Here is a 26037-nt window from a genome sequence, read left to right as displayed (position 1 = left end):
TTGAGCAGAAGGAGAGATGGGTGAAGTTTGAATAGATAAACGTGCAAAGTCAGTGAAGTGTGATTTGCCAATTCATCCACTGTGTTTCAACAGCCATCGGATAACTTTGTCAAACTATTACAAATTCGTCAAAAACCACCTCTATTTATAATCTTAGGGAATATTCGTACGAATTCCATCTTTGATGCTATTTACATGGCACTTTAACTGTCTGTGTCACATTACCACTAAAGTTAGACGTGGGGCTGTTGATTTCTAGAGAGATTTGAAGGTGGTAAGACCTTGATTGGTGTGTGTGAAATGCGTTGATTAGTTTTTAAAATCTTATTTCTTACGATAGTTTCGCCAAAAACGCCCAATTTTGTTTTGGGGTGATTAGTTCGAAGTTCAATAGAATGGGGGCTGTCAGGCTTGCAATGACAGCCATAAATTGACACAAGAAACTTACATTGGCAGGTTCAAAAATTCGTTTTGGTACAGTTTGTTTGCCAAGCTATTACGCCACTTAGAAGGAATAAATTTCAATCGATTGAGTTGTCTTACGAGCTCTTGCGCAAAGCTAGGTGTTTGTTTCATATTCATCACACAGCCCATTAAATTGATACTCTGCGCATCAAGCAGCTTTTTCCCTTGCTCTAAGTGGTGACTTGACGTTTCACCATACGCGACAACCATAAGCGTGCTGTCACAGGCACTTGCAACAGACTGCGCAGGGATATTCCCTTTGTTAATGTTGAGAAGCGGCGAAGTGTCGATGATCACTCTATCGTATTTCTCTAACCATTTATTCACTACGTTTTGCAGCGCTGTCGGATCTTTATAAGCGAGCTGTGTCGATGCCACTTGAGGAGCAGGGACACCAATGAACAGACGATGAGACTCAACGTGTTCTATTAACTGTCCCTGTTGATTGTCTTTTAACATGTTCAAATCTTTGAAAGCTGGGTTGTATAAATTGAGGTCAACATAAAGCGTAGAGTGACCAGCAAGAAGAAAACGTTCCGCTAATGCCGTCGCGATAGACGTTACGCCGTCACCTGAATGGCAGGCGGTCACACATATTGATTTTTGGCCATTAAGTTCAGAAGCTAGATACAGTTGTTCTACTTCTGCTTGAATTGCTGAAATAGTCATTACAAAGCTCCTATTAGGACAATGGTTGTCGTTAGGCGAAGTATGTCTTCTAAGCCCACTCGAGCTTTCTCCATAAAGCTCTCACGTCGATCTGGGATGTAAATTGTGTCACCGGCACGTAGCACTGGTAAGTTGTAGATGTTGGCCGTTTTGCTGAACTCAACAAGGTCGAAGGTACGAGCTTGGCCTTGGCAGCAAGACATGTTCACAATGGTAATTTTCTCTACATAAGCATTTTCAGTAGGGCCTGAGGCCTCTGCCAAGATATCTAAAATCGTCATGTTGTCATTGAACACATATCGACCCGGATTATTAATTGCGCCAAGCACACGAACCGTTTTTTCTTTTGGTGTGTCCAACCAATTTTTATCTTTTTCCGGGATATAAATAGTATCGCCGGCAGTTACGTTTGGTAGGATCGATTCATCACCAGTTTCGAAATAGAGAGATAAGTTTAATTTGCTCACTTTAGAGTAGCTCTTATCTCTGTGGGTTACGCGAATATTGTGAATGTCGGCGTCTTTCGTTGGTCCATCTGACGCTGACAATATATCTAGAAAGTGCATGTCTTTTGTAAATCGGTACCGGCCTGGTGAACGAACTTGGCCAAACACGTAAATTGATGCATCTGAGCTTTGACGTACCCATTGAGATTTGTTGTCTGAAGGGTCTTGAGGTAAGTCGTGTACGCGCACAATTGAGCCTGCACGGATGAAGGGCAGTTGGTCACGTGGAGCTCCAGTTTTAATAAATTCGTCTAAGTCGAAAACCACTAGCTTTCTACCTGTAACCACTTCTATTTTTGTGGTGTCGGCACGCAGTGTTGGTCCTCCAACATGAGCAAGTAAGCCCATGAAATCCATTTCATCTGACCATTCAATACGTCCCGGTCGAACAACTTCACCAATTACATTTACAGCTCTATCCGGCGAGATCTTTAGCCATGATTTCTCGTTCATGTCTGTTTTCTCTGGGACGAAAATCGCGTCTCCCGCTTTGATGCTAGGAGGGTTAGAATTAGGTAAACCTTCTGTGTATGCCGCTAAATCAAATTTAACTACTCTGCCGTCGGCTTTGAGTACGCGGATTTGTCTAGACTCCGCAAATCGGGTCGGGCCGCCAGCGTTCGCTAAGATATCCATAAACGTCGCACCTTTCTTACCTTCAAAGGCACCTGGAGAGGCTACTTCGCCCATTACGTAAACCATATTCGCACCAGACTTGATCTCTTCTTCTTGCTTGGGAACAAAAATCGTTGCGCCTGGACGCAAAATTGGAAGCAAACTTTCGTCACCAGAATCTAAGTAACGTTTAAGGTTGAATAGCGTTGGGGTGTTGTTTGAGATCACACGGATTTGCTCAACACTGGCATAACGAGTCACGCCGCCAGAACGCATTAATACGTCGACGAGGTCGGTGTTTTCTTTATAAGTGAATGAGCCCGGTGCGTTTACTTCACCAAACACTTTGATTGAATTACGAGAGTCAGCACTGTCACCAGAGTTAGCAAGCTTTGCAGCGTCAAACTCTTGCTCGATGTTACCGACTAATGGGGAAGCTGGTACAAACAGTGAATCCAATGATTGCAAAGCGGGGAGCGTTGATTCGTCACCTGAATCTAGGAAACGTTTGTAGTTGAATTCTATCTTGTCAGCGCCTCGCTTAAGAATAAGCTTATCGAGTTGTGCCCCTGAACGTAAGCCGCCCGCAGCGTAAAGCGCCATTTGGATACTAGAACCCAATGCTAGTGTGTATTCGCCAGGTTGTTGTACATAACCTTGAACGTAGATAATGATTTGCTGTTCTTTTACGTACACCGAAGCGTTTGAAAGATCTTTATAAGCGGTAGCCAGTGATTCTAAAACGACCTTGTTAAGCTGCTCACTGTCATAGCCTGCCACAAATACAGTACCCACTTCTGGAAGGGTAATACGGCCACGTTTATCAACTTGGAACCCAGTATTTAAGGTACTTTCTCCGGGTACGTTGACTTGGATAAGATCACCGACTTGAACGGCCTCTGAAAACTCGTCGCTTGCATTCACGATATTCGCAAAGCATAGCGATAGGGTGATGAAAAAAGCGATCAATGATTTCATAGCCCACCTCCCATTTTCTCGGCGTTTTTAGGTGAGATAACTTCTATGCTGACTCGACGGTTAGTTAAACGCGTACCGTCTGATTCGCCCTCAAAAAGAGGAACGGTTTCGCCGACAGAGACGGCTTTGATTCGTTGAGCACCTAAGCCAAAAATAGTCAGGTAGCGTTCGACTTGTTTAGCTCGTCCAAGTGCTAACTTGTCGTTATATTCTTCGGTCCCAGTCGCGTCAGCGTGGCCTGTGACAACTAGGTCTAAAGACTTGTGTTCTTTGAGTAGCGCAGTTGCTTCGGCAAGTCTTCCCATATACTTGGGATTAACTTCGATAGAGTCTTCTGCGAATTGGTTATCAACATTAAGTAAGTCATACAACCGTTCGATAACCGACAATTGTATTCTAAATTGATTCTCATTTTTTGGTGGCTCACAACGGGCTTGTGATGTCACGTAGTCTAGCTGGACTTCAAGTTCGTTTAGGCGTTTTCTTTGGATGACTAGGTCGTTGGCTGCATCTAGCAGTAAACCGCCTTGTAGTTCACGTGCAATACGATTTTGCTTTTCAATCGCTTGGACTACCGCAGCGGGAAAACACCAACGCGCACCTTCTTGGATTAACGCATCTAAATGAAGTTTTGCTAATTGCCAATCAAAACGTAAACCATGTTCAGGGCCAAGTGGCTCATCAGGCATGACAGGAGAGAAGTCGGAATTCAAATAATTGATTGAATCATAACTTTCAGCCAACCCTCCTGTGCCTTGTTCAGGGTAGCTAGTACAGCCACCGAGAACCAGAGCAGACAGAGAAAGGGCTATGTAGTTTTTCTGTATTTTCATGCCAACGTCCTATGTTTTACTTTTTATTATTATTATTTTTTTATTACTTCTAGCTTAGTGGATCTTCATGAATTTGTAGGATTTTTTGAATTTACTGGGATAGCATGGCCAATACGGAGTAGGTTCATTATTTCAAGAGGTTGGCCAGTCACATTTTCGAGTCGCATGTTGCGTTCGCGTTCAGTTAGACGCTTGAACATGTAAACAATAGCGCCAACACCAGATGAATCCAAAAATTCAACTTGGCTAAAATCAACTTCGATTTCAGGGTGGCCATCATTTGAAATCACATCATCGATGTCAGTTTGGGCATCACGACTACCTGCTGCGTCTAAATCACCGAAGATAGAAAGTGTTAGCGTCGTTGTATTCAAATCAATCTTACGTAGTTCCATAGCGTTATCTCCTTTAAAGTATGTATGAACAATTGCACTGAATGTGCCAACTTTTATGTTGTTATTTTTCAAGGAGTTAATACTGCGATTAATCTCTATCTCATATTGAGAAAGGTCGTTTCTCAATATGAGAACTAAAAATGGGTGTACTTTTGAGATCTACAAGTCATTAATTTTGTGAATGAAAGCTAGAGATGGATAAGGTTGGCGTGTGGGTCGCATCTTCTGGCATAGATTGTCTATCTGTACGTTGAAACGCTTAGGATTAAAGGCATTTGTTGACCACTACAGATATTAATATGGAGCAAGTGATGAGACTAACCAAACTGGCTATAGCAACTCTATGGGCGTGTTCGCTTTCTTCTCATTCATCCTATTTACCTCCGGATCACTTGGTGCTGGCAAACGCATATCAGCAAGGTATTGATGTGTCAGAGTATTGGAAGAGTGAGAAGCTAGATGGGATTCGGGCTCTATGGGATGGTAAGCACCTCTATACTCGCAATGGAAACCGCATTTACTCACCTAAGTGGTTTACAAAAAACTTGCCTAATGTACATCTCGAAGGGGAATTGTGGGCGGGGCGAGGTAAGTTTCATTTAGTCCAATCTACCGTTCTCGATCATACGCCTAGTGATATGGCATGGCGCCAAATAGACTTCATGCTGTTTGATATGCCAGGAGCGGCCGGCGATTATCAAAAACGTTATTACAATATTTTGCATTGGGTAAGCATGATTGATGAAGCTCATATCAGTTACATAGAGCATTTGCCTATTCATAATGAAGAAGCACTGTTCCATCAGCTCGACAATGTCGATGAGCGAAACGGCGAAGGTTTGATGCTTAGGAAAATCAGCAGTCGTTATCAGGCAGGGAGAAGTAATGACCTGTTAAAGCTAAAAAGGCATCACGATGCAGAAGCAACGGTTATTGGTTACAAAGGCGGAACAGGAAAGTATAAAGGAATGATGGGCTCTATACTGGTTCACACAGAAGAGGGGGTTGAATTCTATATTGGTAGTGGGTTCAGTGATCAAATGAGGCTCACACCACCCGAGATCGGAAGTCGTATTACTTTTCGCTACAATGGCTTTACTCAAAACGGGAAACCCAAGTTTGCCCGCTTTGTTCGTGAGAAGAGTGAATATTAAAACAAATACAATCTATCTGACCAGTAGTCAGTATGACTCAATAATACGCCTGTGAATAAACGAAAAAGAGCCCTGAAGATCAGCGCTCTTTTTCGTATTCGATATCAGACACACCGGTTTAACGAGTACGAATCTAACGAGAACTAAATTCTAACTGTACGTCATCGTCCTGCTTGTGCATCCAGTGTAAGCGCATACCCAGCATAATCGCTGCTGACGTTAGACCAACAATGAAACCAATCCAGAAGCCGTGCGCGCCCATAGGTTCAACAATCCAATCTTTCATTCCTAAGATGTAGCCGATAGGAAGGCCAAGCAACCAGTAAGCTACAAAAGTAATATTGAAGATTGAACGCATGTCTTTGTAGCCACGCAGAGCACCTGCAGCGATAACTTGGATGGCGTCGGTGCATTGATAAACCGCCGCGAACAAAAGCAATTGCATTGCAACAGTAATTACCGCCGTGTTCTCTGTATAGAGCAATGAAACTTGCTCTCTGAACAATACAGTTAATGCAGCTGTCATTAAGGCTGTGACCAAGCCAACAATGATACCAACGTGTGTCGCAATCTTCGCGCCTTCGGTGTTGTTTTCGCCCAACTTATGGCCAACACGAATACTCACAGCAGCACCGATACTCATTGGAATCATGAAAACCAGCGAAGAGAAGTTGATCGCGACTTGGTGCGCGGCAACAATCAATGAACCTAATGGGGCAACCAACAGAGAAACCACTGCAAACAGAGTTACCTCGAAGAAGATAGCGGCCGCTACTGGGAAGCCAAGCCTAAACAGACGAATTTGTGCTTTGAGCTGAGGCTTATGGAACGTACCGAAGATGTTGATTTTCGCTAAACGTTTTGATGTTAAAACGTAAGCAAACAGCAGTGCAAACATCACCCAATATACGATAGCCGTTGCAACGCCACACCCAACACCACCCAGCGCAGGAGCACCAAGCTTTCCGTATACGAACATCCAGTTAAGCGGGATGTTCAATAGCAAGCCAATAAAACCAATCACCATTGCAGGCTTAGTTAAAGACATACCATCAGTAAAGCTTCTCAATGTTTGGAACAACAAAAATGCAGGGACAGCAAACATCACCGCATTCATATAGCCGATGGTCTTTTCTGCCATGAGTTGTTCAATGTCCATCCACTCCAATATCAATTGCGTCTGGAACAGCACGCCAATGATAGGAAGGGAGATGACGAGCGCTAAAAACGCACCTTGTTGAATCTCAAATGGTATTTTTACTTGTCGACCAGAACCATTCAGTTGTGCAACGACAGGAACCAACGCCATCAATAAACCAACACCAAATAATATTGATGGTAGCCAGATACTTGCTGCAATTGAAACTGCCGCCATATCTATAGCACTTACGCCACCGGCCATTACGGTATCAACAAAACCCATTCCAGTTTGTGCAACGGATGCGATTAATACTGGGGTCGCAAGTTTGATTAGATTCGAGGATTCTTCTTTGTAACGATGCACAAACAACTCCAAATAAGAGGAAAAATTAGAATAATAGTGTAGGAAAGGACATTCTGAAGGAATCAGAGACAATGATCTTAAGCTTCCACTGGACGAATCATAAAGAAATGTCACAATAACTGCTATGAAAAACTGTTACTAGAATGCTAAATAGGAATCTTATGTTTACAGGTATCGTTCAAGGCATGGCAACACTGGTTGCTATCAACAAAAAAGAGTTGTTTCAAACTCATACCATCGAGCTAACTGACGAAATGGTTGAGGGATTAGCAATTGGTGCTTCAGTAGCTCATAACGGTTGTTGCTTAACGGTAACGGAAATTTCAGGCAATCAGATTGCTTTTGATTTAATGCAAGCAACATTGCGATTGACGAACTTAGGCCAGTTGAATGTTGGTGACAAAGTGAATGTTGAGCGTGCAGCAAAGTTTGGTGACGAAATTGGCGGGCATAGCATGTCTGGCCACATTACTCTGATGGCTAATCTCGTTGATGTGATTAAGACAGAAAACAACCGCACGCTCTGGTTTGAGCTACCTCAAGAATCAATGAAGTATGTGTTAAGCAAGGGCTACATTGGCGTTGATGGTTGTTCATTGACGATCGGTGAAGTGGAAGAGAACCGTTTTTCTGTTCACCTGATCCCAGAAACGTTGAATCGTACTCTGTTTGGCGGCCGTGAAGTAGGTGACCAAGTAAACATTGAGTTTGATCCTCAAACACAGGCTATTGTTGATACCGTTGAACGCGTACTAGCGAACCAGAAGTAACGCTACAAAAAAGAGCACATAACGTGCTCTTTTTTGTAATTTTAATTTGCTCTAACTCACTAAGAGAAGGTGTATTTCAGAAGACTTGTTCATCGTCTGCATCAATCGAAAGGTGAATCCTGTCTCTTACTTCATCTACCTGCATGTCGAGGTGAATGGCATTACAACATGCTGGACAATCATCATAGAAGTCTTGGCTCCCATTAGAAGCATCGAGCGTTATGCTGATTGCATGCCCACAGTGGGGGCAGGAGACATGTTTCTCTGTGTATTTATGCATGGCGAATTCTCCTCACTGTAACTTGTAACAATCGTAGTAGCTTGAATAGATCGTAATAAATAGCAATATCGAACGTTGCAACTTATATCGACCGCAGTCGCTAGCTGTAATTGATATTAAACGGCCTGTATCTTCTGAATGTATGCTTCAGTTTGTGCTAAATATTCGCCGCCAAATTGATTGCAGTGGTTAAGAAGATGGTACAAGTTGTAAATGTCTTTCCGATCAGTATAGCCAACGTCGAGTGGATTGACGCTCTGGTAACCTTCATAAAACTCTTTTGGAAACCCTTCAAACAATTCCGTTAACGCCAAATCGCATTCATGATCGCCCCAATAACAAGCCGGGTCATAACAGATTGGCCCAAAGGCTGAATTTGCGACATTGCCATTCCAGAGGTCCCCATGAAGCAAAGAAGGGCGAGGGTTGTGGCCTGCAAGACGCATATTCACCACATCAACGATGTCATCGATGTCACCGAATTCGATGCCTTTTTCTTTTAGCAACTGGAGTTGGAAACCAATGCGCTGCTCAGAAAAAAATCGGCCCCATTTTTTATGCCAAGGGTTAGGTTGAAGTGTACTGCCGATATAGTTGTCTTGGTCGCAACCGAACTCTTTTTGCTCACCCCACAGATGAAGGCGAGCAAGCTGGACCCCGAAATCAAAGCTGTTATTACCCGTTTCAAGTGGCTTGGTTGGCAAGTAATTGAGGATAATGAAAGAGCACTCTTTGGTTTTACCAATCAGTACCAATTCGGGAACATAAACGGTGGAGGTCTCTCTTAGCAAACGTAAGTTCTCAGCTTCAATTTCAAACTTAGGTAAAAATTCTCGCTGGTTCACTTTCACAAAGTAACGTTCATTACCATCGCTGATCATATAGCAATCGTTAATGTCGCCACCAGAAACCTTAGTACGTTCAGTAATCTGAAAGTTAAATAGAAGAGTATCTGAAAGTTGTTGAGAAATGGCCTGCCACATAGGAAATCCTCAAAGACTGAAAGTTAAAAAAATCAAAGTTAGAAATACTGTTTGTTTAATAGCAATAGTTTAGGATAAATCTGAGCAATTTATAGACGCACTCGTCAATGTTCTTATCTCTGGTTCACCTTATGCCGAATCAATTACTCAATTTGTGAACTCAAACTAATTCAAGATATTTGAAATACAAACAGAAATTACCAATCAGACGTCATAAATTGTTTGGATCTGTTATCACAATGGAAACGGTTTGAACCCTTCAAACTGAAAAAGTCGAGGGAGCTTGCTATTGTCTACGCACCAACATAAATGAGCTTTTAAAGAAAGTTGATAGGACTCTTGTTAACTAGCGCAGTACATTAATTAAAAGTTTGTTTTAGACTTTGTTAGGCGTTCACTTACTTATAGCTTAAGCGGGGTGGCATGACACATAGAGCTATATTGATTTAAATTTAAGCTGAAATACTAACTAGGATCATTTTAATACGGTTTTTGGTAATAAAGTGATGACAAACCGCTTCATTTACATAGTATTAAGCAAGTACGTATTAATCTGCTCTTGAGCTTAAAACGGAGATTTATTGTGGTTGTAGAAACCGATGGCTATTTGGCTCTTATCGAGCACTTATCATTTAATCTGGATGTCTTTACCAATAGTAATGGCGATACAGGCAATGAGAGTGTTGAAGACATTATTACTGACATGATTTCAACAAACATCATGGCTATTTTTGAGCAAAATCCAGAGTTGCACTCGAGTGTTCGTTTTCAACTCTTGAAAGAAGCCGATGCTGTGGTAGCCGATTTAGGTGAAGTGTTAGCGGGGGTTTGGGCTAAGAAAGCGACCAACGAGCAAATTGTATTTCTAGATGAGTACATCGCGCTCGTGAAGAACCTATTTGACACGGCTGTCGCCAAGTACGACTAACTGTCTATTTCCTCGCTAGCCCATTAACCACGATGATCTAGGCGTTTAAGCTGCACCTTAAAAAGTGACTTCGTTTGGCGGTTAATCTATTAAGCTGTTATAAACGCCTAAAGTGCCAAAACTTGGAAGCCCAATAAGGGTTGTCCAGCCTCGATATAATCACACCTTTCGATGTAGAAGCATGTAGGAATTGATTATTTCCTAAGTAAACTCCAACGTGTCGCACTGTCATCGATGTCTTAAAAAACACCAAGTCGCCACTCGTTGCCTGCCCATACGCTATTTCTTTTCCCTTTTTACTCTGGTCTATTGTGGTTCTTGGCAGGGCTTGTTGAGTCGCATTTTGGACGGCTATCTGTACAAAAGCAGAGCAATCTATACCTCTAAATGAGGTCCCACCGAAATGGTATGGCACGCCTTTCCACTGTTCATACACGCTGATATAAGCGTTTGTAGTCAATTGTTCTGATTTTGACAGAGGATTCTGTGCTGTTTGACTAAGCTGAGAAGGCGATGGTGACGAGCTACAAGCAGCCAATGTTGCTAAAGTTATTGTAACTACAGCCATTTTTTTGATTTTCATATGTAACTCTTCTGACAAAAAACTGAAATAAAAACGTCATCAAGGACTTCTAGTATACGGAATAACTTAAGGATATCTCTTTTCGTAGTCAAACTGGATTTCACATGCCCGACACAAATTTATCAATAAAACCCTCATGTTATACATTCTCGCTCATTCAAACCGTCACTGCTGTATTTATTTCCATTCTTTTACTTGTTAGTTTTTTATCAATGGTTAGCATTCGGGGCGTTGAACGGGTCGGGGGACACTTTGACGCACTCTCGGAACAAGCATTACCCCTTGCTCTACATAATGCCGAATTAACGCAAAGCGTTTTAGAACAAGTAAAACTTCTCACATACAGCACCCAATCAACCGACTTAGATACACTGAATGCCACAAGGGGCTCAATTGACCAACTTGCCACAGAGAGTAATACCACGCTAGAGGAACTCCTTTTTATCTCCCAGTCTTTTCCTGAAGCGATCTCTTTAGAGCAACAACAAAACCTTGTCGATGACATGGCACAACTGCAAGCTATGACCAACACGGTACTGCTGGCGCAAATAGAGATTCAAAGTAAGCAAAATTTGATCGATAGTAAAATGGGCGAGTTCCGTTATGGCGTTGGATCTATCGGACCAGAAATGAACCGTATCAGCTCATTCTTAGTCGAAGACAACCCAGAAGCGAGCGATGCCGCAAATCGTTTTACATCGAGCGCGTCGGCAATGGCGAACACCTTCTTGATGCTAATGATGCAGTCTGACATCGAAAAAGCACAAGACGAATATCGCCAATTAAGAAACCGAATCGCGGGCCTTAACTTGGCTTATAGCGACTTTGCTGATTGGCATCCAGACATCGCGGAGTTCGCAAGCCTTACCGCACCTTATGAGATGGTAAAAGAGGGCTTCACAGAAGAAGGTGTGATTAGACAAATATTGCTTAAATTGGAACTAGTTAAACAGCAAGAGCACAACCTAGCCGAAGTGATTACCTTGGCGAATACCGTAATTAGCACCCTTAACCAATTATCTTCGACTGCTGCACACCTGATTGATGAAAGCGAACTGGTCGTAAATCAAACCATCACCAACATTGATCGTGTGTTGTTTATTAGTGGACTAGTGATCGCTGTGATCATTGTGATCTCATGGTTAGTACTGCGCCGCTGGGTAAACAAAGGACTGAAAAACATTACTCAACAATTGAGCTTGCTTGCAGAGCACGATTTCTCTAAGCACAGTGCATTGGTAGGGCCATTAGAGTTACAAGTGATTGCTTCGAAACTGAATACCGTTGTCGATTCGACCGCCGACTCGGTTCGCTTGGTGACTCGTAACTGTGAAACACTTTACCAAACGGCTGAAGTAAGTCACGACGCTGCAGAGCAAACCAACTCTAGCTTGAATGAACAAAATGAATCACTGCAGAACATGATCACCACGATTACTGAACTGGAAGCATCCATTGGTGAGATTGCTCGTATCTCTAACGCATCGAACGATGATGCACAAATAGCAGAAGATGAGTCAGTCAATGGCAGCCAAGTCGTTGGGCTGAACCAGCAACGTTTGCATGCGTTAGAACATTCACTAAGCATGAACGAAGAATCAATGGCCGACCTTGATGGCCGTGTAAAACAGATTCGTGAAATGGTCGATATGATCAGTGGCATTGCAGAAAACACCAACTTGTTAGCACTGAATGCGGCAATTGAAGCAGCGCGAGCAGGAGAGCAAGGACGAGGCTTTGCTGTCGTTGCCGACGAAGTACGCAAATTAGCGAGTGGCACGTCTCAACAAACCACCAACATTCGCAATATGATGAATGAGCTGGTGGCTGCGGCTGATCGTTCTCGAACGTCTGTTACTGAATCTCGAAGTGAAATGATCAATGCACTGCAAACCAGTGGCGATGTGAAGCAAGCTTTTGAAAAGATTGAGTTTGCGGTAAGCCAGATTAAAGGACGTGTTGAACAAATCATGGTGGCTACCGAAGAACAAGCTCGTGCGACTGTCGATGTAACCCATTCAATCACCCGAGTATCTGAGCAGGGCGAGAATACTAAGCTGCAACTTGAATCTATGATCGAGAGTTCAGAGCAAGTCGGAGAGATAGCAGGGCACCAACAAGCTATGCTTCACAAATACGTGCTGAAATAGACGAGCGTGAGATTTAAGCTAGTGTGCTAAAGAGTTTAAGCACTAACTACACTTATAACGACTATCGATACACAAACGCCCTTAAATTATCAGATGAATCTAAGGGCGTTTTTGGTTCTAAGATACGTTCATCTCAATACAAACTTGAGACCAAACTGAATTCGAACCTAGTTTTTCGTCGTCGGGAATTGAGTAAATGGCTGACGCAACATTAAATCTAGCCGTTGCTCTTTACCATCTTGAATCTCTGGAACGCCAATCTGAACGTTATCGTGGCCAAGCTTAGGCTGAGCGCGGTAAGTCTTAAACCAGATGTCCCACACAGATAAAAAGAAGCCAAAGTTTGAATGGGTTTCTTTCACAATGACCGAGTGATGAACGCGGTGCATGTCTGGGGTCACAATCACTTTTCTCAATCGCTTATCCATCCACAGCGGAAGACGTGCATTACTGTGGTTAAACATCGCACTCGCATTAAGAACAATTTCAAATATCACGACCGCAATGACAGGGACACCAAGTGCGATTACCAAACTCACTTTGATGAGCATTGAAAGAATCATCTCAATAGGGTGAAAGCGCGTTCCGGTTGTGACATCGATATCTAGGTCTGCATGGTGAACTCGATGTAGCTTCCACAACCAAGGAACACGGTGAAACACCAAGTGCTGCAGGTAAATGGCGCAATCTAACAGTAATACGCAGACCAGAATGGTGAGCTCTTTCGGAAGTGACAGGGTATTGAACAGACCCCATTGGTTTTCTTGTGCGATAACCGCCGCTTGGAATGCTGCAATAGGAATTAGAGTGGCTAATAGAAAGCTGTTCAAAGCAACCAACGCAAAGTTATTCCCCCAACGAAACCATTTGCTTTGAGTCAGTGTTTTACGCGGGAAACGGTATTCCCAAAGCGCACACAATCCAAAAACGACAATAAAACAAACAAGGCGAAGCAGTGATGGGTCTTGCATGGGAATTCCTTCTATCATTCTAAGGACACTGTAAGTACAATCGTGCCACTTTTCTAGAGTTATCGTTATTGTCCATGAGAATCCACGCTTTTCACCGTTTATATCAACATCGTTTGTCCATTGCTACCAAACCGTTTAATGCGCGCGGGTGTAAAGTCGTGCGATGTGAATTCTGTAAAATCAAACAAGACAGCTGTATCTGTGAACATCAACCTAACGTTGATACGAACGTCGCGACTATGTTGATCTTGTCAGACAACGAAATCTTAAAGCCAAGTAACACTGGTCGTTTGATTGTTGATACGGTTAAAGACAGTTACGCCTACCTTTGGCATCGTACTGAGCCAAATCAAGAGATGTTGGATGTCCTCAAAGATGAAAAATACCAACCTGTGATCGTATTCCCTGAAGACTATACCGACGACAAAACGCGCGTAGTTCAAGATCTGCCAAAAATGCGCGACCCAAACAAAACACTGTTGCTGATTTTCATTGATGGCAGTTGGCGCGAAGCACGACGTATCTTCCGTCGTTCAGAGTATCTGCAAGATTTACCGGTGTTGTCGATTGAACCGGAATCGGTTTCTCAATACATGATGCGTAAGTCAGACAACGAACAACATCTATCAACGGCCGAAGTCGCGAGCTTAGTTTTGAAACAAGCCGGTGAAGAGCAGGGCGCTAAGACTTTACAGCTATGGTTTGAAGCATTTCGTGAAAGCTACATGTTGAGTAAGACACGTTATAAATCGGATCCAACCAAACCAAGCCTGAATGCTTTCATAGAGCATACTAAAAGTGAGACGTCACTCTAACCTTTAACCGCTTTGTGCTGACTTGTTGTTCAAACAGATTCGAACACGAGATAAGTTTGTTATCTATCACGGTTTGTAGGGGGAGTGTTATGGATAATGCTTCCTAGTTGTTTAATTTAAAAAATTTATTTGCCCGAATTTAGGGAAAAATTGGAGAGATTTCATGTATTACGGCTTTGATGTTGGCGGCACAAAAATTGAGTTTGGTGCGTTCAATGAAAAACTTGAGCGAGTAGCAACCGAACGCGTACCAACGCCTACTGAAGATTATCAACTGCTACTTGATACGATTGCCGGTTTGGTAAAAAAATACGATAGCGAATTCTCTTGCGAAGGCAAAATTGGCCTTGGTCTTCCTGGTATGGAAGATGCGGACGACGGCACTATGCTTGTTGTTAACGTACCGGCTTCAACAGGTAAGCCATTACGCAAAGACTTAGAAGCACTGATTGGTCGTAGTGTTAAAATCGAGAACGATGCTAACTGTTTTGCGCTGTCTGAAGCGTGGGATGATGAATTGAAAGATGAACCATCAGTAGCGGGACTAATTTTAGGTACTGGTTTTGGTGGTGGTTTGGTTTTTGATGGCAAAGTATTCTCAGGACGTAACCACGTTGCTGGCGAGCTCGGCCATATGCGTCTTCCTATTGATGCATGGTTCCACCTTGGCGACAACGCACCGCTATTGGGTTGTGGTTGTGGTAAGAAAGGTTGTTTAGACAGCTACCTATCTGGTCGCGGCTTTGAACTGATTTATGAGCACTACTTCGGTGAGAAAAAGAAAGCGATTGAAATCATCCAAGCGTACAACGAAGGTGAAGCAAAAGCAGCTGAGCACGTTGACCGTTTCATGGAGCTATTGGCTATCTGTTTCGCAAACCTATTTACGGCACTTGACCCGCATGTTGTAGCTCTGGGTGGTGGACTTTCAAACTTCGAACTTATCTACGAAGAGATGCCAAAGCGTGTTCCTAAATACCTATTGTCTGTAGCGAAATGTCCAAAGATCATCAAAGCGAAGCACGGTGATTCAGGCGGCGTTCGTGGGGCAGCATTCCTTAACATTAAGTAATCATTACTTACCGTTAAGCTAATGAAGGTTAGATAGTTAAAAGCATAAATAAAAATGCCGCAATCTCAAAAGAGGTTGCGGCATTTTTTATTGTTCGGTGTTTCCGTTTCTTTAGCTCTTAATTCTTAGCTCTCAAGTGCAAACGAAAAGCTAGAAACTACAGATCGAGAAAAAGAAGCCAGAGGGCTTACTTCTTCTTTTTACCAACACCAAGGTTGTCTTTTTGCTTCAACGTAAGCTTAGTGAAGCCAAGCTTGCGGAAATAGTTATCTTGGTAGTTACGAACTGCTTTAGTATCAGAAATAAACTCAAGCTGTTGCTCAGTTTTTAGGTACTCAGTGATGTCGATACCTTCGGCTGCAGCTACAGCTTCTTGGATCGTGCGGTGTTCTTGTTTCGAAAACAGTAACTCTTTGTCTTCGTCTTTGTAAGTGTACAGAATGGTACGAGCCATGGTGCTCTCCAATAGAATTATTACTTTGCGCGCACTCTACATAAAAACAGTACGTGGCTCAAGGTTATGATAAAAAATCTTAAGATTAACGTTCTTCAGGCTTATCGCTATTTAAGCTTTTCGTCTTTTAAGGAACGAACAGGTTGTCTTTTACAAAACGAACAGAAAAGAAAGCCCCATAACATCGAAAGCTCGATAGAAGGGGCTTCATCTATGTTTTGGCAAAGAGCTTCTCAGTCAATTAAAAAGCGGCCAAGTCAATTTAGGTGTTTGAGTTTTGAATCAAACGCGACCTTGTAGCGGAATGATCGTCACTGTTTCGCCAACTTTCACCGTATCAACCGCTGGCGAGATTTCGATTAAGCAATTAGCTTCGCTCATTGAACGTAAAATACCTGAACCTTGCTTACCGGTTGTTTTCACTTCAAGTACGCCTGATTCGCTCATTGAGAACACACCACGGCTGAACTCAGTACGACCTTGGCGTGAGCGCAGTTGTTCAGTCGCTACCGCATTTGCTTTCACTGGCGTCCAGTTCGTTTGACCTTGAAGCTTGCGGATCGCAGGCTCAACAAAGTTAATAAACGACACCATCACAGCAACTGGGTTACCCGGCAAACCAAAGAACGGTTTGTTTTCAATTTTACCGTAAGCCAGTGGGCGACCTGGACGCATGTTGATACGCCAGAAGTTAATTTCTCCCAGCTTATCTAACGCAAGCTTGATGTAATCCGCATCACCAACAGACACACCACCAGAAGTCAGCACCATATCAGTTTCAAGCGACGCAGAGTGCAGCACATCCATCATCTTTTGTTCGTCATCTTCAATGATGCCGTAATCGACGATGTCACAGCCAAGCTTTTGAAGCATGCCGATAATAGTAAAACGATTTGAGTCATAGATAGAGTTTGGTTTTTGCTCGCTACCCGGCGCTTGAACTTCGTCACCCGTAGAGAACACACCCACTTTCACTTTACGCAGAACAGGGCAGGTACCAAAACCTAACGACGCCATCATGCCCATTTCTGGCGCTTCGATGCGTGTGCCACGTGTAAAGACAGGTTGGCCGATTTCTAAATCTTCACCAGCCATACGGACATTTTGTCCTACGGAGATTTTAGCGTCTGGGAAGCTAACTGTGTCGCCTTCTTGAACGGCTTGCTCACGCATCACAACCACATCAACACCTTCAGGCATTGGTGCACCCGTCATGATCTTAACGGCTTCACCTTGTTGAACAGTTTGCTCGTAGCTGTGACCAGCCATAACTTCAGCAACCAGTTGGTAACTATCCAGTTCTAAATCTTCACTACGAATTGCGTAGCCGTCCATTGCTGAGTTGGTGTTTTGAGGCACATTGATTGGCGAGATTATATCTTCAGCCAAAACACGACCGTAGCCCTGCAATAGTTCAACACTCTCTGTGAGATCGAGCGCGTCAATGCTATCAACAATCTTTTGTTGGCCTTGAGTAACGGTTAAACCAGCAGGAGAGAACGAATCACAACACACTGCGGGCGTGTTGTCTTTTGAAGACGAACACGACGCTGTTTTGCTTGTTTGCGAAGAAGGGTCGAATGATTGAGCATATTCGATGATGAAATCACGAATCGCTTCTAAGTCACTGATCGCCATTTGTGGCAGTTCGGATCCCACTTGGCTGTCTGCAGCAATGGCAATAATGTTGTCATCGTTCGGGTATAACCAAGGTTTACCGACTTCATCTCTGTGCAATTCAATTTTAGGGAAAGCAATGTTCTTGCAGCCTTCAACCAAAATCAGATCAAGCGTGTTGGTATCGAAACGTGTCAGAAGGTAATCAAAATCGGCTTCGGCTTCTGGCGTTTCTGTCATCATCACGTGACGGTTACGCGAAGCGATCAACATTTGATTCGCGCCCGCTTTACGTAAGCGGTAGCTGTCTTTACCCGGCTTATCGACATCAAAATCGTGGTGAGCATGTTTTAACACACCAACTTTTAAACCCGATTCACTCAATAACGGAAGCAGAGCTTCAAGTACCGTTGTTTTGCCTGTACCGCTATAAGCTGCAAAGCCCAATAGAGGAAGGTTAGGGCGTTGTTTAGAATCTTTCATTATTGAAGCGTTCCGAATTGGGTGAGTTCTTCTGGCGTGTTCAGATTAACAAAGCAGTTAGGAGAATCGCTGAAATCAACGTATTCGGTAACACATTCTTTGTATAGCAAGATGATTTTACGATCACCACGTTCCAAAAACGCTTCTAGCTTTGGCAGAACACGTTTGTGGAATAGGGTGAATACAGGTTGCTTAAATTCGCCATCATGTGCGACAAGAATGTCACTGTCTTCTTTAACTGCAGAACAAAAACGCTCAACAAGGTCGTCACTGATTTGTGGGCTGTCGCAAGGGACAAAGCCGACCCAGTCTGTGCTCGCGTTTTTAAGGCCAGCATGAATACCGCCCAATGGACCTGGATAGTCAGGGAAAGAATCGGAGACAACCGGAGCAAATGCTTGGTAACTGTCTAAGTTACGGTTGGCATTAATGGTGATGCTGACATCTTGTTGTGACAGCTTGTTTATAACATATTGAATAAGCGGAGAACCGTTGAGCTCAACGAGTCCTTTATCTTTTCCGCCCATACGGCTGGCCTGTCCGCCAGCCAAAATAACCCAACTAGTTTGCGTTGGAAGCAGCATAAATATTCTCTTGTGCTTTATCTTTCTGAATAACTTGCAGAAGCGGGGATTCGGTCAAAGTATTGTCTTTAATCCACCACTGCTTCTTACATAAATCGGTTAACGCGTTAGTTTGGTGACTGGTGATGACTAAACTCGCGCCTCTCTGAAGAAGATCTTCGGCCATAATCACCAATCTTTCAATAGATTCTTTGTCTAAAGAAGCACTTGGTTCATCCATAAGCAAGATTGAAGGCTTAAGAATCCAAGCTCGAGCCATTGCTACGCGTTGACGCTCCCCCCCAGACAACACAGAGATGTGCTCATCTGCCAGGGTTTCTAAACCTACCATTCTCAATGCATTAATTATTTGAGCTCGCTTATCTTTTTGGCTCTCTTTGTTAAAGCGAATGCCATAAGCGACATTTTGGTACACCGAGCCATCAAAAAGATAGGGGGTTTGATGCAGGTAGATAATGTCTTTGAACTTGAGCCTAGGGAATAAGATCTGCTGCCAGCTTTGTGTCGGAGACTGAATGCGGCCAGAGCTTGGCTGAATCAATCCAGACAATATTTTAAGTAGGGTCGTTTTACCCACACCATTATCTCCTTTGAGATAAATGGCATCGTTGGGGCCGATCGACAATTCGGGAATATGGAACAAAACACGCTCTTTGTAGCGCATTGAAATTTGCTGCGTTGTTATTTTTATACTCATGACAGCGTTCCTAAGTTCTTAGATAGCCTTTTCCTCTCACACTGGAAAGGAAAAAGTTAAGGGCTAATGCCAATGCTAATAACACCATACCGAGGGCGACGCCTTGAGCGAATGCGCCTTTGTGGCTTTCCATAGCGATAGCTGTTGGGATGTTTCTTGTCATCCCCATAATGTTGCCACCGACCATCATTGAACAACCAACCTCAGTGACGATACGAGAGAAGGCAGCGATAGTTGCTGCTAAAAGAGGGAAGCGCGTTTCCCAAATTAAGGTACATGCCACACGTGTGGTTGATACACCAAGCGTGCGCGCAGTTTCAACCGCTCGGCGGTCACTGGCCTGCAGAGCACCGTGCATCATCGCGACTAGGATAGGGAAACAGATCAACATCTGACCTAAAATCATCGCCTTCTGGGTAAACAGCAATTGCCAATCACCTAGCGGGCCAGAGCGAGAAAGCATCATGTACATCAACAAACCAATAACCACAGTAGGGATCGCTTGCAGGGTATTGATCACCGAAAGCAGAGCCCACTTTCCGGGGAACTCGGTATAAGCCAATAAGAAAGCCATAAGGATTGCAGGAACAATCACTAATGAGATGGCGGACAAAGACACACTGAAGGATACCGCGACGATCTGCCACAATTCGTGGTCAAAACTCACCAGTAGATTCATTGCATCAATCGTTGTTTGCCATAGGGTCATGAAGTATCTCGTGTGAATCGATAATAGGTTTTTATCGGTAATGACTGATGTTAATCATAGCTGACACAATATATTTGAGCCTGTATTGGCCAGCTATTGTTTTTAAGCGTGCTCATTAACTGAATTTAGTTAAGTGTAGTGTTTGTTGGTTTTGACGACATCTTCAACGCTACGCTTTACTTACTACAAACTATTCTGCGCTTGCAACAAACAGTTGTTTGCCGTGCAGTTTAAAGTCGTTAATCAGTTTCTGACCTTTAGGGTTAACCAACCAATCACTGAATACTTTCGCTGCTTGGTAGTTAATGCTTGGGTAGCGCTCAGGGTTAACGAGAATCACTTGGTAAGGGTTGAAGAGGTTCTTATCACCTTGGAAAAGGATTTTAAGATCCAGTTTGTTTTGGTAAGCCAACCACGTACCACGGTCTGTCATGGTGTAGCCTTGCATTTCAGACGCCATGTTCAGAGTTGGGCCCATACCTTGACCAACACTGCGGTAGCCACCAAAGTTTGGTTCGATCTTAGTTTGCGCCCAAATACCCATCTCTTTCTTATGAGTACCAGAGTCGTCGCCACGAGACACAAACGTCACGTTATTAGTCGCGATCGCTTTGAACACATCTGCCACTGCTTTTTGAGATTCAATTTTTGCAGGGTCGCTTTGTGGGCCAACGATGACAAAGTCGTTATACATCAGTTTGCGAGGTAGAACGCCATAGCCTTGTTCAACGAAATTCGCTTCTGCTTTTGGTGCGTGAGTCATCACCAGATCGACATCGCCGTTCTCACCCATACGAAGTGATTTACCCGTACCTGCAGCTAGAACGTCAACTTTAATACCAGAGTCTTTTTCGAACTCAGGTAATAGGTAGTCTAGTAGGCCAGAGTGATACGTGCTTGTTGTTGTCGCAAGTTTGATGTGCGTGGTGTCTTCTGCGCTGCTAGCCGAGTAACTGACGATAGATAGAGCGGCAATAGTTAAGGGAATTGCTTTCATTATTATTATGTCCATTCTGTTATAAATGAATGACACGCCTTCAACTTCAAAGGGCTCAAAGAAGGTCATGTTCATGAGTGCTAATTTTTGTAATTAGAAATCATCACCTTATAAGCAATGTTAGTGCCAATAAATCATGCATCAGATCTCATTAAATTGCTGTTATTTCGAACGAAACTGCGTCATTTGACCCCATAAATTAAAACAAAACATGAGCTAGGACAAAATGTCGCACATTGACCCTGTTGCGTAAAAGGTTAATTGGTACACTCTGTCCCAACTTTCCCTATCGGCTGATCATTATGTCTTTACCTAGTTCAAGCGCTTCTAACCTCAACTCCAACACATTGACTCAATATCAGGCATTTTCTGTCTTGGTGGTTGACGATGAAATTGGTATGCAGGCTATTCTTAAGAAAGCACTAGGTAAGTATTTTGGCAAGGTATCCAGTGCCGGTTCCGTAGAAGAAGCTGAAGTTCTACGCTGCAACGAGCACTTCGATTTGATCGTGCTTGATATCAACCTCCCAGGTCGCTCTGGTATTGAATGGGAAGAGGTATTCAACGACGCCGACAAACGCGCCGACGTAATTTTCATGACGGGTTACGCTGATCTCGAAATGACCATATCTGCACTTAAGCTTGGCGCCTCTGATTTCATTTTGAAGCCTTTCAATTTGGAACAGATGATAAAAGCAGTACTTCGCTGCATGGACAAGCGCCTAGACCAAAGAATGCAATACGCGTTGAAGCGCGATGTTAGCCGTCATATCAAAACGGAACTGATCGGCAACTCAGATAAAACCAAACAACTTAAGCAACTCATCAGTCAATTCGCACCATCAAGAGCATCGGTGTTAATCGAAGGCGAGTCGGGGACGGGTAAAGAGTTAGTTGCTCGTGGCGTGCATGAAGCCAGCAAACGAACAGGACCATTTGTGCCAATCAACTGTGGAGCTATCGCTCCTGAGCTTTTAGAAAGTGAATTGTTTGGCCATACGTCTGGTGCCTTTACTGGTGCTAAGAAAAATAGAGAAGGCCTATTTAGAGTCGCAAGTGGTGGCACATTGTTCCTTGATGAAATCGGTGAGATGCCGCTGCCAATGCAAGCAGCGCTACTACGTGTGTTAGAACAAAGAACCATTCGTCCTGTTGGTAGTGAGAAAGAGATCTCTGTGGATGTACGCGTTGTAGCAGCGACCAACCGAAACCTTCAGGAAGAGGTCGATAAAGGGCACTTCCGTCGCGATCTATTCTACCGACTTAATGTACTTAAGATTGATGTTGTGCCATTGAGAGAGCGTCCATCAGATTTAATTGAGCTTGTTCCATATTTTACTCGTCTTTTATCAAGCGAACTGGGCTTGCCTGTTCCTAACTGGGCACATGAAGATATATTGGCCATGAACGAATACGAATGGCCAGGGAATATTCGTGAGCTTAAAAACTTAGTCGAACGATGCATTCTTTTAGACAAGCCACCAGCACACTACTGGCGCGAGATTAATGGCGATCCTGTACCGGCTAATATTTCAGTGACGGTGTCACATGGAGCAGAAATGCCAAACTTGAATAATGCAGATGTTGCCGAGGGTTACCCAAACACTTGGACACTCAAAGAAGTGGAAAAATCTCATATAGAACAGCTTGTTAGTTTCCATGATGGTAATAAGTCGGCTGCTGCGAGAGATCTTGGCGTGGCACGTAAAACGCTAGAGCGTAAATACAAAGATTGGAACACAGAAGGCTCTGAATATGCCGATTAGACGTCATTGGTGGTCAAAGTGGACGTTCCGATTCAAAACCATGGTGCGTTACCGCTTATTGTTCCTAACATCTGCTCCGATCATTCTGACTTTATGTGCGCTTGTGGCTATCACATTGTATTGGTCTGTTCATTACACGTGGCAGGGCGCTTTGATTGATGTCGATGAGCGTTTAGATGTTGCCGACAACAGTATCCACCTAATTCAAAATCAGCAAGCATACAACGTTCGAGCGTTTGCCGAGTCTTATAACTTTCAAACCAAACTGGCGAGCGATCTTTCACACGAAGAGCTAACGAGATGGGTGTCTGAAAACAAATCTCGTTATGAACTCGACTTTCTACGCTGGCGCAGTGTCGAGAGTATGGCTAAGAAACTCGAATATCTAAATTTAACTCACAAGTCTTCGTTTTTCAGCGTGTTAAGCCGTAACGAACTCAACTACCTCGATAGTGACCTCGCTAAAAAAGCGGAAGTTCCGATGCTCAATGGGCAAGAAGTTGAGACTCGCGGACTGGTAAGCCGAACCGTTGTATCCATAAAAGATGAACGTGATCATGTGATTGGTTTTCTGGATGGCGGGATCTTACTTAATAACAGTACTCAACTAGTCGACCAAATTAGTAATCTTATCTACCCAAAAAGAGAAGGCTTTAATCGTCATATAGGTACGGTCACGGTCTTTCTCGATGACCTTCGCGTCAGTACCAATGTACCTTTAAGCAGTGAAGAACAAGCTGGGCGCGCAATTGGTACTCGTGTTTCTAATGAGGTTCACTCAAAAGTTTTAAATGAAGGTAAAGAGTGGCTAGATCGAGCGTATGTTTACGATGCTTGGTATATCACGGCTTACCAACCAATCCATGACCAGTTTAATAATGTGATTGGCATGCTTTACACCGGTTATTTGATTTGGCCGCTGATAGAAACCTACTTGACCAACCTTGGTGAAATCAGCATTACCATCGTGTTGCTGTTGTTGGCATCCGGTTTGATCGTTCACCGTGGTGCGCGTGATCTTTTCAACCCAATTGAACGCATTCATAAAGTGGTGAAGCTAGTACAGATGGGGCAAGACAAGCGAATTGGTACACTAGGTTTGGATGATCAACACGAACTGACACTGCTCGCTAAACAATTCGACAAGATGTTGGATCTACTGCATGAGCGTAACCAAGAGATTCAACAAGCGGCATCTGAACTTGAGTGCAAAGTGCATTCTCGTACCGCGAGTTTGAAAGAGAAAACCGAAGAGCTCGAACTGCACATCAAGCTTCTCAATCAAGCCAGAGATAAGCTGGTGGTCAATGAAAAACTGGCCGCGTTAGGTGAATTAACGGCAGGCATTGCTCATGAGATCAATAACCCAACCGCCGTGATTCTTGGCAACGTTGAACTGATGAAGTTTGAACTGGGCGATGAAGTGAGCCGTGTAGATGAGGAAGTCCACGCGATCATGGAGCAGATTGACCGAATTCGAAACATCACACGAAGCCTGCTTCAATACAGCCGTCACGGCGGCGTACAAGACGCAATTACGTGGCAACATATCAATCCAATTGTCGATGAAAGTATTACGCTTGTAAAAACAGGCGCTAAGAAGAAAGGCATTGTGTACGTATCACAACTGAATGCTAAAACCTCAGTCGAAGTGAACCGAAATCAATTGCTACAGATTCTGGTTAACCTACAAATGAACGCGATTCATGCAATGGACGGTCAGGGTACGTTAACTATTTCTAGTGAAGACTGGGTTGAAAATGGTGTGTCCCATGGCGCTATCGTTCATGTTCAAGATGAAGGCTGCGGTATTAAGGAAGAACAACTGAAACGCATTTTCTCGCCTTTCTATACCACTAAACGTGATGGTACGGGGTTAGGGTTGTCAGTCTCTCAAAGTATCTTGAGCCAAACGGGTGGCGAGATCCGAGTTGAATCTGAGGTAGGCAAGGGAAGTCGCTTTAGTATCTACCTCCAACAAAAAGCCACGCCACAGTTACTGGTGTCTAACCTTTAATTCTTTAATTCTTTAATTCTTTAATTCTTTAATCGAGATATAGAGTACAAAGCTTACAAAAAACACCTCCGCATCTTTGATCATAAGTTGCTGGAGGTGTTTTTATTTGTGACTAATCAATTTGATATAAAGACGAGCTTCGCGTTAGCCGAGTTTAATGCGCTGCCACTGAAATCTTCGATGGGTTGATGTTGTGCTTCTTAAACTCTTTCATCACGCGCAAGGTAATGTCGGTTTCAAATAGCTTCTCATACGCAGTATCCACTACATAAGCCTTACAGGTTAGCTGTATCGCAAGATAGTTATCAGTAATCGTCTGTTTAACCAAAACCGTTACCGGCTTCGGCAAGTGGATGTAACGACTTGAAGACGCCGCTTCTTGAATCAGGTCGCGGGCTAGGGTGATGTCTTCATTCATACCGACGTAAAACGGAATCACTACCTGCATGTCCAACGCACCGTAATTACCACTGGTCGTCACTTCATTTAAGAATTTGTTGTTCGGAATGGTAATGATGTCGTCATTCAGGGTTCTCATTCGTACCGAACGTAAACCGATAGTAATGATGTCGCCGTAGTTACCCTCAAACGTGACGCGGTCACCAACTTGGAACGGTCTATCAATCATCACCGTAATACCCGCGATGAATGATGCCGCCAAATCTTTAAGCGCAAATCCGACTGACACAGCGAGGGTACCACCAATCAAGGCCAGTATTTGGTCGTTGATTCTAAAGCTCATCATGAACACGATAAGACCGGTGCTCACATAGATGAAGAACTGAGTAAACGACTGCAGTTTTTGTAGTAGCATTCGATACTGCACGAACTGACTACCAAAGCTAGTCACTAACGAGTTGATGAACTTTAGCAATAACCACATTGCGGCAATAACGATCATGGAGAAGAACACACCGCTCCATCGCACGAGGCTTGCTATTTTAGAGATGTTTTCTACGTTAGCTAACTCTTCCGTCGCAAAGGTCGGGAAACTGACGGCACTTGCCAAGCCAACAAATAGTAGGATAAATAACTTCTTCAT

General features: G+C 43.5%; 24 protein-coding genes. 8 read left to right on the top strand and 16 right to left on the bottom strand.

The genetic code is table 11. From position 1 onward, the window contains the following. Positions 1-444: 444 nt before the first annotated feature. The 4 genes from ATB74_RS08695 to ATB74_RS08680 form a co-directional block, all read right to left on the bottom strand. Complete coding sequence (locus tag ATB74_RS08695) at positions 445-1134, bottom strand: tyrosine-protein kinase family protein (RefSeq protein ID WP_060982025.1); 690 nt, start codon at positions 1132-1134, stop codon at positions 445-447. Beyond that, positions 1134-3233: an SLBB domain-containing protein gene (locus ATB74_RS08690; protein WP_061017963.1), complete on the bottom strand. Its 2100-nt coding sequence runs from the start codon at positions 3231-3233 to the stop codon at positions 1134-1136. Before ATB74_RS08690 ends, ATB74_RS08695 begins: the two co-directional genes overlap by 1 nt. After that, on the bottom strand, positions 3230-4066 hold the full coding sequence (locus ATB74_RS08685; RefSeq protein WP_061017960.1) for an OmpA family protein: 837 nt from the start codon (positions 4064-4066) through the stop codon (positions 3230-3232). The genes ATB74_RS08690 and ATB74_RS08685 overlap by 4 nt, the downstream gene beginning before the upstream one ends. A 65-nt stretch (positions 4067-4131) precedes the next feature. Further along, positions 4132-4461: an STAS domain-containing protein gene (locus tag ATB74_RS08680; protein WP_004733793.1), complete on the bottom strand. Its 330-nt coding sequence runs from the start codon at positions 4459-4461 to the stop codon at positions 4132-4134. A 311-nt stretch (positions 4462-4772) separates the two neighbouring features. Between ATB74_RS08680 and ATB74_RS08675 the strand changes: the two genes are divergently transcribed. Then, positions 4773-5615: a DNA ligase gene (locus tag ATB74_RS08675; RefSeq protein WP_061017959.1), complete on the top strand. Its 843-nt coding sequence runs from the start codon at positions 4773-4775 to the stop codon at positions 5613-5615. A gap of 133 nt (positions 5616-5748) precedes the next feature. Here ATB74_RS08675 and ATB74_RS08670 read toward each other — a convergent pair whose 3' ends face one another. Next, positions 5749-7119 carry an MATE family efflux transporter gene (locus ATB74_RS08670; RefSeq protein ID WP_061017956.1) on the bottom strand — a complete coding sequence of 457 codons (1371 nt, stop codon included), beginning with the start codon at positions 7117-7119 and terminating at the stop codon, positions 5749-5751. A 161-nt stretch (positions 7120-7280) separates the two neighbouring features. Between ATB74_RS08670 and ATB74_RS08665 the strand changes: the two genes are divergently transcribed. Continuing rightward, positions 7281-7889, top strand: coding sequence for a riboflavin synthase (locus ATB74_RS08665; protein ID WP_050634348.1), 609 nt, complete (start codon positions 7281-7283; stop codon positions 7887-7889). A gap of 76 nt (positions 7890-7965) precedes the next feature. Here ATB74_RS08665 and ATB74_RS08660 read toward each other — a convergent pair whose 3' ends face one another. Continuing rightward, positions 7966-8169, bottom strand: coding sequence for a CPXCG motif-containing cysteine-rich protein (locus tag ATB74_RS08660; protein WP_060982030.1), 204 nt, complete (start codon positions 8167-8169; stop codon positions 7966-7968). 116 nt (positions 8170-8285) lie between these two features. Then, complete coding sequence (locus tag ATB74_RS08655; protein ID WP_061017954.1) at positions 8286-9152, bottom strand: fructosamine kinase family protein; 867 nt, start codon at positions 9150-9152, stop codon at positions 8286-8288. 583 nt (positions 9153-9735) lie between these two features. Here ATB74_RS08655 and ATB74_RS08650 point away from each other — a divergent pair. Next, positions 9736-10080, top strand: coding sequence for a DUF3802 family protein (locus ATB74_RS08650; RefSeq protein ID WP_048665016.1), 345 nt, complete (start codon positions 9736-9738; stop codon positions 10078-10080). 97 nt (positions 10081-10177) lie between these two features. On the opposite strand, the gene ATB74_RS08645 is transcribed toward ATB74_RS08650, so the two are convergent. Continuing rightward, entirely contained in the window at positions 10178-10663 is a 486-nt protein-coding gene (locus ATB74_RS08645; RefSeq protein WP_061017952.1) for a C40 family peptidase, read from the bottom strand. A 104-nt stretch (positions 10664-10767) separates the two neighbouring features. On the opposite strand from ATB74_RS08645, the gene ATB74_RS08640 reads away from it, so the two are divergent. Beyond that, complete coding sequence (locus ATB74_RS08640) at positions 10768-12813, top strand: methyl-accepting chemotaxis protein (RefSeq protein WP_061017950.1); 2046 nt, start codon at positions 10768-10770, stop codon at positions 12811-12813. A 167-nt stretch (positions 12814-12980) separates the two neighbouring features. On the opposite strand, the gene ATB74_RS08635 is transcribed toward ATB74_RS08640, so the two are convergent. Then, positions 12981-13784 carry a sterol desaturase family protein gene (locus ATB74_RS08635; RefSeq protein WP_004733784.1) on the bottom strand — a complete coding sequence of 268 codons (804 nt, stop codon included), beginning with the start codon at positions 13782-13784 and terminating at the stop codon, positions 12981-12983. A gap of 68 nt (positions 13785-13852) precedes the next feature. On the opposite strand from ATB74_RS08635, the gene ATB74_RS08630 reads away from it, so the two are divergent. Together ATB74_RS08630 and nagK are read left to right on the top strand one after the other, a co-directional pair. After that, positions 13853-14599: a tRNA-uridine aminocarboxypropyltransferase gene (locus ATB74_RS08630; RefSeq protein ID WP_081090090.1), complete on the top strand. Its 747-nt coding sequence runs from the start codon at positions 13853-13855 to the stop codon at positions 14597-14599. Between the two features lie 163 nt (positions 14600-14762). Further along, positions 14763-15671 carry an N-acetylglucosamine kinase gene (nagK, locus tag ATB74_RS08625; RefSeq protein ID WP_004733781.1) on the top strand — a complete coding sequence of 303 codons (909 nt, stop codon included), beginning with the start codon at positions 14763-14765 and terminating at the stop codon, positions 15669-15671. A 187-nt stretch (positions 15672-15858) separates the two neighbouring features. Here the strand turns inward: nagK and ATB74_RS08620 are convergent, their stop codons facing one another. From ATB74_RS08620 to ATB74_RS08595, 6 genes are all read right to left on the bottom strand, one after another. After that, entirely contained in the window at positions 15859-16125 is a 267-nt protein-coding gene (locus ATB74_RS08620; RefSeq protein WP_004733780.1) for a DUF2960 family protein, read from the bottom strand. Between the two features lie 282 nt (positions 16126-16407). Next, positions 16408-18225, bottom strand: coding sequence for a bifunctional molybdopterin-guanine dinucleotide biosynthesis adaptor protein MobB/molybdopterin molybdotransferase MoeA (locus ATB74_RS08615; protein WP_061017948.1), 1818 nt, complete (start codon positions 18223-18225; stop codon positions 16408-16410). After that, positions 18225-18809: a molybdenum cofactor guanylyltransferase MobA gene (gene mobA, locus ATB74_RS08610; protein WP_004733776.1), complete on the bottom strand. Its 585-nt coding sequence runs from the start codon at positions 18807-18809 to the stop codon at positions 18225-18227. The genes ATB74_RS08615 and mobA overlap by 1 nt, the downstream gene beginning before the upstream one ends. Further along, positions 18787-19506 carry an energy-coupling factor ABC transporter ATP-binding protein gene (locus ATB74_RS08605; protein WP_004733775.1) on the bottom strand — a complete coding sequence of 240 codons (720 nt, stop codon included), beginning with the start codon at positions 19504-19506 and terminating at the stop codon, positions 18787-18789. Before ATB74_RS08605 ends, mobA begins: the two co-directional genes overlap by 23 nt. Positions 19507-19516: 10 nt before the next feature. Then, positions 19517-20215 carry an ABC transporter permease gene (locus ATB74_RS08600; RefSeq protein WP_009846742.1) on the bottom strand — a complete coding sequence of 233 codons (699 nt, stop codon included), beginning with the start codon at positions 20213-20215 and terminating at the stop codon, positions 19517-19519. A gap of 190 nt (positions 20216-20405) precedes the next feature. Continuing rightward, positions 20406-21212 (bottom strand): substrate-binding domain-containing protein, encoded by an 807-nt coding sequence (locus ATB74_RS08595; RefSeq protein ID WP_061018253.1) that lies wholly within the window; start codon positions 21210-21212, stop codon positions 20406-20408. Between the two features lie 302 nt (positions 21213-21514). On the opposite strand from ATB74_RS08595, the gene ATB74_RS08590 reads away from it, so the two are divergent. Then, on the top strand, positions 21515-22978 hold the full coding sequence (locus ATB74_RS08590; RefSeq protein ID WP_061017947.1) for a sigma-54-dependent transcriptional regulator: 1464 nt from the start codon (positions 21515-21517) through the stop codon (positions 22976-22978). Continuing rightward, entirely contained in the window at positions 22968-24995 is a 2028-nt protein-coding gene (locus ATB74_RS08585; protein ID WP_061017945.1) for a sensor histidine kinase, read from the top strand. Before ATB74_RS08590 ends, ATB74_RS08585 begins: the two co-directional genes overlap by 11 nt. 154 nt (positions 24996-25149) lie before the next feature. On the opposite strand, the gene ATB74_RS08580 is transcribed toward ATB74_RS08585, so the two are convergent. Then, positions 25150-26037, bottom strand: a complete 888-nt coding sequence (locus tag ATB74_RS08580; protein ID WP_061017943.1) for a mechanosensitive ion channel family protein — start codon at positions 26035-26037, stop codon at positions 25150-25152.

It is taken from the genome of Vibrio splendidus, from assembly GCF_001557875.1.
Classification (GTDB): domain Bacteria; phylum Pseudomonadota; class Gammaproteobacteria; order Enterobacterales; family Vibrionaceae; genus Vibrio; species Vibrio splendidus_F.
Note: the sequence above shows the minus strand (reverse complement) of the source record. Positions and strands in the feature narration are given on the sequence as shown.

Coding starts and splice junctions, on each gene's coding strand:
- ATB74_RS08695 (WP_060982025.1), bottom strand. CDS start 1,134: ATGACTATTTCAGCAATTCAAGCAGAAGTAGAACAACTGTATCTAGCT.
- ATB74_RS08690 (WP_061017963.1), bottom strand. CDS start 3,233: ATGAAATCATTGATCGCTTTTTTCATCACCCTATCGCTATGCTTTGCG.
- ATB74_RS08685 (WP_061017960.1), bottom strand. CDS start 4,066: ATGAAAATACAGAAAAACTACATAGCCCTTTCTCTGTCTGCTCTGGTT.
- ATB74_RS08680 (WP_004733793.1), bottom strand. CDS start 4,461: ATGGAACTACGTAAGATTGATTTGAATACAACGACGCTAACACTTTCT.
- ATB74_RS08675 (WP_061017959.1), top strand. CDS start 4,773: ATGAGACTAACCAAACTGGCTATAGCAACTCTATGGGCGTGTTCGCTT.
- ATB74_RS08665 (WP_050634348.1), top strand. CDS start 7,281: ATGTTTACAGGTATCGTTCAAGGCATGGCAACACTGGTTGCTATCAAC.
- ATB74_RS08660 (WP_060982030.1), bottom strand. CDS start 8,169: ATGCATAAATACACAGAGAAACATGTCTCCTGCCCCCACTGTGGGCAT.
- ATB74_RS08655 (WP_061017954.1), bottom strand. CDS start 9,152: ATGTGGCAGGCCATTTCTCAACAACTTTCAGATACTCTTCTATTTAAC.
- ATB74_RS08645 (WP_061017952.1), bottom strand. CDS start 10,663: ATGAAAATCAAAAAAATGGCTGTAGTTACAATAACTTTAGCAACATTG.
- ATB74_RS08640 (WP_061017950.1), top strand. CDS start 10,768: ATGCCCGACACAAATTTATCAATAAAACCCTCATGTTATACATTCTCG.
- ATB74_RS08635 (WP_004733784.1), bottom strand. CDS start 13,784: ATGCAAGACCCATCACTGCTTCGCCTTGTTTGTTTTATTGTCGTTTTT.
- nagK (WP_004733781.1), top strand. CDS start 14,763: ATGTATTACGGCTTTGATGTTGGCGGCACAAAAATTGAGTTTGGTGCG.
- ATB74_RS08620 (WP_004733780.1), bottom strand. CDS start 16,125: ATGGCTCGTACCATTCTGTACACTTACAAAGACGAAGACAAAGAGTTA.
- ATB74_RS08615 (WP_061017948.1), bottom strand. CDS start 18,225: ATGAAAGATTCTAAACAACGCCCTAACCTTCCTCTATTGGGCTTTGCA.
- mobA (WP_004733776.1), bottom strand. CDS start 18,809: ATGCTGCTTCCAACGCAAACTAGTTGGGTTATTTTGGCTGGCGGACAG.
- ATB74_RS08605 (WP_004733775.1), bottom strand. CDS start 19,506: ATGAGTATAAAAATAACAACGCAGCAAATTTCAATGCGCTACAAAGAG.
- ATB74_RS08600 (WP_009846742.1), bottom strand. CDS start 20,215: ATGACCCTATGGCAAACAACGATTGATGCAATGAATCTACTGGTGAGT.
- ATB74_RS08595 (WP_061018253.1), bottom strand. CDS start 21,212: ATGAAAGCAATTCCCTTAACTATTGCCGCTCTATCTATCGTCAGTTAC.
- ATB74_RS08590 (WP_061017947.1), top strand. CDS start 21,515: ATGTCTTTACCTAGTTCAAGCGCTTCTAACCTCAACTCCAACACATTG.
- ATB74_RS08585 (WP_061017945.1), top strand. CDS start 22,968: ATGCCGATTAGACGTCATTGGTGGTCAAAGTGGACGTTCCGATTCAAA.
- ATB74_RS08580 (WP_061017943.1), bottom strand. CDS start 26,037: ATGAAGAAGTTATTTATCCTACTATTTGTTGGCTTGGCAAGTGCCGTC.